Origin of the sequence: uncultured Odoribacter sp., assembly GCF_937966165.1 — a bacterium.
Lineage (GTDB): Bacteria > Bacteroidota > Bacteroidia > Bacteroidales > Marinifilaceae > Culturomica.
This window is the reverse complement of the sequence record NZ_CALCLB010000018.1, coordinates 1-8468: the sequence shown is the minus strand read 5'-3', so window position 1 is coordinate 8468 and position 8468 is coordinate 1. Positions and strand designations below refer to the sequence as shown.

Genomic DNA, 8468 nt, shown 5'->3' with positions numbered 1-8468 from the left:
AATGTTCAATTGTTCAAATGTATAAAGGGGATAGTAACAGGATGGGCAGAACTAATGTCCGGACCGTTTTATTCTGAAATTTTGTCTAAGGAGCGTTTGTCCGGAAACGGGTAATATACGTATTTATACTTTTTAAACATTTAAACAATTGAACATTCCAGCATATTTTGAACTCTCCCCTCAATCCAATACTCCCCGGATCCGGTCTTCGAAGGCCGATAAAGCCGCTTTGGCTCCTTCTCCCATAGAAATAATGATTTGTTTATAAGGTACAGTCGAAACATCTCCGGCTGCATAAATCCCCGGGACAGCAGTACGGCAATGTGCATCTATCACAATTTCGCCGATACGGTTCGTTTCCACTATATTTTTGAATATTCCGCTATTGGCAGCTAAACCGATCTGTACAAAAATTCCGTCTAATGTTATTGTCCGCTCTTCGTTGGTTTGCCGGTTTTTTACCTTTATACCTTTTACTTTTTCCTGATCCCCCACAACTTCTGTCGTCTGCGAACTCACAAAAATATCGACATTAGGCAAGCTTTTTACCTTTTCCTGCAAAACCTGATCCGCTTTCAATTCTTCTAAAAATTCAAAGACAGTCACTTTCTGGCAAATACCCGCCAGATCAATAGCAGCTTCTATACCGGAATTTCCCCCGCCGATCACAGCCACATGCTTCCCTTTGTAAAAGGGTCCATCGCAATGGGGACAAAAAGCAACCCCCTTACCTATATACTCCGATTCGCCGGCTATATTCAATCGCCTCCAGCTTGCTCCGGTAGCTATAATTAAAGCAGGAGTTACAAATTTTTCACCTCCGGACGCCTCTATGATTTTCTCTTTATTCAGAATCTCCAGTTTTTCTACTTTCCGATGCTCAAATAAGTCGATCGGATAATGCTGCATATGAGCTTTTAAATCCATCGCTAATTGATTACCCGTCGTTTCCGGTACAGAAATTAAATTTTCAATTCCGACCGTTTCTTTTACCTGTCCTCCGATACGTTCAGCAATTACCGCCACTTTTAAACCTTTCCGGGCAGAATAGATAGCAGCCGAAACCCCCGCAGGCCCGCCCCCGACGACAACTACATCATATTTCCGGCTCTCCGTTTCACCAGCTTCCGCTTTACGACCATAATGCGCTTCCAATTTTTCCAACAATTCCCCTAACTCTCCCCGGCCCACATGTATCAATTCCCCGTTAGCAAAAACAGAAGGTACCCCCTGTATTTTTTTCTCCTCTACTTCAGTCTGACAAATGGCCCCATCCACCATTTCATGACGGATAGCCGGATTTAAAATAGCCATTACATTCAAGGCCTGTACGACATCCGGACAATTGGTGCAGGTCAATGACACATAAGTCGTCAAATGTATGGGCCCGCTCAAGGCAGCAATCCGCTTACAAATACCCTTATCCGGTAAATTTTTTCCTTTTCCTTCGCTGTTTAAAATAGCCATAAGTAAAGAAGTAAATTCATGTCCGTTGGGAACTCCTCTAAATTGTATTCCTGTCTCTTCTCCGTTTTTCAGTAAAACAAATCGCAAACCCTCTCCCTCTTTTATCCGTAATTCAAGGTGATCCGAACAATCTGCTACGTCCTGCAAAAGAGCCAGTAGCTCCTCTTTGTTTTCATGCTGAGGAGATACGGTGATATCAAACGTATATTTGGCTTCCAGTCCCGCAAAAATACTACGCAACTGTTCTTTTAATGTCTCTTCTAACATATTTCTTATTTAATATTATTTATTCCGGTAACTTTCCCGTTCAACAAAAAGATATAAAAAAGACCGGTATTTAACCGGCCCTCCTGTACCCGCTTTAAATTTTACCAACCAGGTCAATGCTCGGTTTTAAAGTTGCCTCCCCTTTTTTCCATTTAGCAGGACAAACTTCCCCATCATGAGTCGCAACAAACTGTGCAGCCTCCACTTTCCGCAATAATTCACTGGCATCACGGCCAATATTATTGTCATGAATCTCTGCCACCTTAATCTTTCCTTCCGGGTTTACAACAAAAGTTCCCCTGTATGCCATACCTTCTTCCTCTATCATGACTCCGAACGCACGGCTTAAAGCTCCTGTAGGATCAGCCAACATCGGATACTTAATCTTGCGTATACTTTCTGAAGCATCGTGCCAAGCCTTATGTACAAAATGAGAATCCGTACTTACTGAATAAATTTCAACTCCCATGTCTTGAAATTGACTGTATTTTTCAGCCATGTCTACTAGCTCCGTCGGACATACAAATGTAAAATCTGCAGGATAAAAGAAAAAAACGGCCCATTTCCCTTTTACATCTTCGCTGCTTACGGTTTTGAAACTTCCGTTCTGATAAGCCTGAACTTTAAATTCAGGTAATTGAGAATTGATAATTGATTCCATAATTATTTGTATTAAATTGTTTTTGTTTTTTCTTTTCAATACAAAAATATATCAATTTTTTCGATATATACAACAATTTCAATTGAAATAATTTATAGTTATATAGAAAAAGTAAATATCAATCTCTAAGTCCAAGAAGAATAAAAGATTAAAAAGTTAAGACATAAAAAAACTGCCGGAAATCTCCGGCAGTTTTCAATTTATTACTGAAAAATTATCTTATGATTTCAGCCACAGCACAACGATTCCATTTATTATCGTCTTTGTAGAAGCTTTCATCTTTTCCTTTGAATTGTACATCGATACGGTCTGCTGAGATACCGTATTTGTCGGTCAATACTTTTGCTACAGCTTTAGCCCGTTTTTCTGAAATTTTCAAATTTACTTCACGGGTACCGAATTTATCTGCATAACCTACAATACGCACCCGGCTATCCGGATGGTTCTTCATATAAACAGCCAAATTATAGATCAATACCTGATATACATTTTCGACTTTGCTCCGGTTAAATCCAAATGGAATAGTTACAGGAATAGGAGATTCTTCTGCATAAGCTTTCTTTACTTTAGCAATTTCCTGTTCTAAATCCTGTATCTCTCCATTCAATCTCGTGTTCTGATTTTTCAGATTATCAATCTGATCATTCAAGCGGGTATTCTCTCCTTCCAGCGTAGATACTTTCTTTTCTAAACCGACTAGTTGTTCCCCTTGCAAACGGACAGCAGCCATGTCAACAGCCTTAAATGCTTTCTTATTAAACCGATAAGAAACACCCACACTTAATCCTCCAATACCGTCATTCGGAAAACCACCTCTGCTCACTAAATCGTCGTCCAGGATCATTCCTTTGAATTCCACATTTACACTCCAACGCGGGTCAATATCATAACGGGCCTGAATACCTGCATCAATAATAAAAGACTGATCTTTTTTACGCGTCATTCCTCCGATTCCGATAAACGGTACGATATCGAATTTACGATTTTCCTTATATTTGGCAAAGAAATTAATCAAACCCAATGTAAAATCAGCATGTGCATACATATAATGCATGTGAAGCATCTCATTCGCACCCGGTCCGAATCCATGAAGAGATCCGCCCCCACCTTGTAAACGCACTCCCCACCAAGGATTAAACCATTTTCCTACAGTTATCGCAGGCATAAAGGTAATCGTATTTTTAAATTTGGCATCTTTAAAATGCTCTGCAAACAATGCATTACCTCCAAAATTTGCCCCAATATACCAATCTTGCCAAAATCTTCTGGCTTCGAAAGTTGTTTTATAGCCAGGCAATTTAGCACCCACTGTCTCCTGAGCAGAAACAACAGCACACATTCCCAAAATCATACAAAACAATAAAACACTTTTTTTCATACTAATTTGTTTTTAAATTCAGCTTATATAAATCCTTTATAAAATTCTTGAATAGCTTTTATTGTTCACATGAACAAATTTTGGGAAACAAATAAATGTCTGGATTGAAAATTTTTCTCTGCACACCCGAACCAATTCGTTCCCAAAATACTAGATTTATGGTACAAAAGTATACAAATTTTACAAACTTTAATAAACTGGAATCATTATTTTTAACTTAAAATGAGAAAAGAAGATTTATACCAAAACAAAATATTGGATTACAGTATATTATACTCATAAAATTAAGATTATAAAGCCATAATATAAATTTATTTTGCATAAATTATATTAAAATCTTATTTTTGAACAAATGTGATAAAAAAGTCTGCTATTTATTTTAGTCCTCATGAATTTAAAAATATTTTTTCTATTTTTCTTCGGATTAGGTGCCTGTACTTCTCCCTTCTCCAAACCGAACGAGCTAACGCATATTAAATATACGTTTAACGCTTCTATCTCTTCTATTAATCAGGATAAAGATGTATTGTATATAGGTTTAGAAAACGGAGACCTGATTATCAAAGATAAAGACGAACAAAAACGCTTCTCTGCAGGGAATAACCGTATTTACGATGTTTTTGCCTATCGTCCTGATTCCCTTTTCATCGGAATAAGAGATGAAGGTCTCAAACTGATTACTTTCCGGAATGGACAATACCAAATCAGCCAGGAATATACAATTAAAGGCAAAGATCACCATTATGCAGTCTATCACATAACAGCTGATCGTTCAGGTCAAATCTTATACCTGGCAAGTAGCAACGGATGTTATCGGCTGAATTTACAAAATTCTCCGGCTCCGGGGGAAATCACTCCTTTTTTATTAAATTCCAATTCTCATTCCGGAATCAACAAAATTATCCAGTATAAAGACACTCTTTATATAGCTGCAGATTCCGGTTTTTATGCTTACAGTCAGAATCAAACGAAAGAATTGCTGAAAGGGAAACGCATCCATAATTTAAGCCTCGCTCAGGATACAATTTACGCATTAACAGAAAATGCTATCGTAAAAAAAAGTTTATACCACTATCCTTTGGTAAAAATAAGTTCTCCGAAATACTACGCTTGTGAAAAAAGCGAAGATACCGAATGGTTTTTAGCCAAAGATTATTTAATCTACCAAAAAGGGAATCAGTATTGTAAATATCTGCTTCCGGGAGGCATTAGCATAAAAGGAAAACAAATCAGCCTGATGACCCGGGATTATTTTTATGTTGCCTACAGGGAAGAATTGGTCGCTTTCCCTAAACATCAGAATCTGTCGGGAAAGGTCGCCAATGTAATTGCAGTTACCCCCAAAAAGAATGACGGGGATCTTATTTATTTTCTGACCAGTGATCTTCGTCTCCATAGCTATTCTTTTTCTTCTTCCAGTTACCAATCAAAAGCCCTGGGAAAAATTAAAAATCTGCAACTGGAAAATGATATTATCAAGTTTATTCAAACCGGAAAGGATATCTTCTATCTGGCAACAGACAAATCCCTTTATAAAATCAAGAACCGGGAAGCCCTGCTCGTCAAAAGGTTTGGAGATAAGGAAAATAATGATTTCCGCTCCCTGCTTTATACAACAGGGAAAAAACTGTACGTCGGTACCCGCAGGGACCTGAGTTTTATCCGTACCGAAGAAGAAGGAGATTCTTTACATCCTATTCCGATACTGATAAAGGGAACCCTGGAAAATAAAGATCTCTATGTCACCGATATGCTGGAGGATAAAGATCACACCATCTATTTTACGACCCTGAATAAAGGCTTATTTAAAAAAGGTCCGGAAGATACTGTATTTTCTAAAATATCTGTTGTCGAAAAACGGGGAAGTGCCCTGGGTTTAATGTCGCATCTAGGAAAATTGACTATTCTGACTTCCCAAGGGATATACAGATTGAACGGAGATTCTCTGTCCTATCTCCCGGTTCCGGATGAGCGCTATGTCCGCTCGATACAATGCGACCCGGATGCATCCGACTGTCTGGTATTGTATTACCATGGATTGCTCTCAGGTCCTATCAATGCAGCCGACCGGAATCCAGATCTGGATATTGTTTCGTTTAAAGACATTCCTTTCGACAAGACCCGGATCGCCCTGTCTCCTCAAAAAACGATTCTGGGTTCCCGATTCGGATTGTTTGAATATAAGGATAATCACTCCCTGAAACCTATTGCAATAGAAGAAGAGACAGATTTCCGTTTTTTAGGCTCTCTCTTATTTTTTATTATATCCCTGTTTTTCATTATAACAATTTATACGTGGATCATCTATCTGAAAAATCAAAAGAACAGGAAAGAGCAATTAATAGAATACCTGAATTATCTTGAAATGTTACCTAATCGTATTCAGGAACAGGTGAGAATAGAAAAACAAGAGGATTTATTTCGCAAAACCAAAAATGTCCATCATGAACTCAAACAGTATCTGGCTTCTAATAAAAGTATAAAAATTTCAGCCCTTCTTCAATGGAAAGAAAAGCTGAATCAATTGAAAGGAGAAATGGACAAGGCTGTTCTAAAAGTAAAGGAACAAATCGAAATTTATCTTCAGCAAGCCCAAAGCAGACTTGAAAATTTGAAAGATTATCCTCACATAGCGGAAGAAACAGAGATTGCCAAATATTCAGATACATTGGAAAAAAAGAATAAAATAAAAGCCGGTAGCAAATATTATACTTTAACTTACGCCGAATCTTTGTTAGACGATATTACAGCTCTCGAAAATATTTACAGGGACCGGATTCAAAACGAAAATCTACAGAAGACAACTCTGCCCCTGCCTGAAATTGAAGCAAGTATACACGAATTGGAAGAAATGATCAGAAGAAATTATAAATCTTCTCAAATAAAAATATACTGTAAAGATTTTATAGATAAAAAATGTCCCGAATTAAAAAAAATATTTCCTTTCTTTGGAAGAGAAAAAGGGGATAACAAAGATCGGTTTTATGTAGCAGTTCTTCTTTTCCTCCCTGAAATTGAAACGTCCAAAATAGTAAAGGCCCTTGAATTATCAGGAGATAAAGTAAACACTTATATTAACAAAACCAAATATTCAATCCGGGAAACTGTAAAAAAAATCTGTACAGCACATCCGGAAATCAGAGAAAATCCTCTGGTACAGTTATTCTGTGAACGAATTAAGATATAAAATTAAACTATTTACGATAGGCGACAGATAAAGGTAGTTAAAACGAATTTACATAAAAGACTTTCCTATAATAATCAATAATTTGATTATCAATATTTTACTCATTATTTATACTACCGGGAGACCTAGCTTTTCCCGGTATTAATCTATCTGATTTTTTCAAATTTGTAAGTGAAACAAAGAAGAATGTAAGGGGATTTCGAAAATAAAGAGATCGGAATAATCTATTCTTTTGTATTGTTCTAAAGAGCAGTATGACCGTTTTTTAAACGGAATTCTGCCACACAATTCAACTAATAAACTATTAAATGAAAAGAATATGAGAAGAATAGTTTCAATTACAGTTTTCTGTTCAGTATTCTGTTTACCTATAAACAGAAATATGAAAATATCCATTTCGTGGAATCCGGAAGAAACAATAAATAATATAAACGAAGGAATTTTCCTCCAACGGTATTGTTATTAACAGGTTCCATAGAATGCTGATAAGCAGAATTTCTAAAAGTATCTTTAATATCAAAATTGTAAATGCTATGAAAAAAACAATGATCTTCGGAAGTATCCTTATGGCTGTAATCCTAAGCAATCTCATTGGGATACATTTTCTGTTGGCCCGAAAAGATTACCGGGTAGTCTCACGCTACAACCGCGTTCAAATCATCGAAAAAAATCAAAAAATGGGAATTATGAATTCGAAAGGAACAGTTCTGTTTCCCCTCCTTTACGAAACAATTGACACTTTCCATTATGGAATCGCCCGGGTAGTAAAGGAGGAGAAAAAGGGTTATGTAGATACCACAGGGAAATGGATTATTCCTCCCGTTTATGACGATCTGAATCTATTCAATGATTTTGGATTAGCCCTGGCTCTGCAAAACGGGAAATACGGCTGGATCAATAAAAAGAATGAAATCGTTATCCCCTTTGTTTATAGTCAAGTTTTGTTTGATTTTAACCGGAACGGACAAACCGCAGTCAGTAAAGACGGAAAAAGATACGGTTGTATCAATATAGAGAATAAAGTAGTGCTGGACTTTGTTTACGAACGGATGGAATTTTTTGACATTTATATATGGGTTAAAAAAGATTCTGTTTACGGTTTGTACAATCTGCAAGGGGAAACTCTCCTTCCTTTAAAATACGAACGGATTCAAAAAAGCGAACGACCGATCATTCCTTTTAAACAAAACGGGAAATGGGGTATTTACAATAGCATTACACAGGAAAGCAGAAGTCTTCCCTACGATTCTATCGGCAGCTTCAGCGAAAGTCTGGCCAGCGTTATAAAAGATGGTAAATCCGGCTATATCGGCTTCAACGGAGAATTGTTGATTCCCCCTAAATTTAATTCCGCTTCCGATTTCCACAATGAAAAGGCGGAGGTCAGCCTGACTTATTTTAACGATACGATTGATAAAGAAGGAAATCGGATTCCTCTTCATCGAATCAATTACTTTTTTGGAATTTTAATAAATGAACTTTAAAATAAAGCCTTATGTATACCAAAT

5 protein-coding genes are annotated in these 8468 nt (G+C 37.0%); 2 read left to right on the top strand and 3 right to left on the bottom strand.

Annotated elements, in window-relative coordinates; genetic code table 11:
- Positions 1-180 precede the first annotated feature (180 nt).
- The 3 genes from ahpF to Q0465_RS09350 form a co-directional block, all read right to left on the bottom strand.
- The gene (ahpF, locus tag Q0465_RS09360) at positions 181-1734 is read right to left on the bottom strand and encodes an alkyl hydroperoxide reductase subunit F (protein WP_298615464.1); all 1554 of its coding nucleotides are present in this window, start codon (positions 1732-1734) and stop codon (positions 181-183) included.
- Between the two features lie 94 nt (positions 1735-1828).
- On the bottom strand, positions 1829-2395 hold the full coding sequence (ahpC, locus tag Q0465_RS09355) for an alkyl hydroperoxide reductase subunit C (RefSeq protein ID WP_298615463.1): 567 nt from the start codon (positions 2393-2395) through the stop codon (positions 1829-1831).
- Positions 2396-2609: 214 nt separating this feature from the next.
- A complete protein-coding gene (locus Q0465_RS09350; RefSeq protein ID WP_298615462.1) occupies positions 2610-3773 on the bottom strand; it encodes an OmpA family protein in 1164 nt (387 codons plus the stop codon).
- A gap of 388 nt (positions 3774-4161) precedes the next feature.
- Between Q0465_RS09350 and Q0465_RS09345 the strand changes: the two genes are divergently transcribed.
- Together Q0465_RS09345 and Q0465_RS09340 are read left to right on the top strand one after the other, a co-directional pair.
- A complete protein-coding gene (locus tag Q0465_RS09345; protein ID WP_298615459.1) occupies positions 4162-6960 on the top strand; it encodes a hypothetical protein in 2799 nt (932 codons plus the stop codon).
- A 533-nt stretch (positions 6961-7493) separates the two neighbouring features.
- On the top strand, positions 7494-8444 hold the full coding sequence (locus Q0465_RS09340; protein ID WP_298615456.1) for a WG repeat-containing protein: 951 nt from the start codon (positions 7494-7496) through the stop codon (positions 8442-8444).
- Positions 8445-8468: the final 24 nt, after the last annotated feature.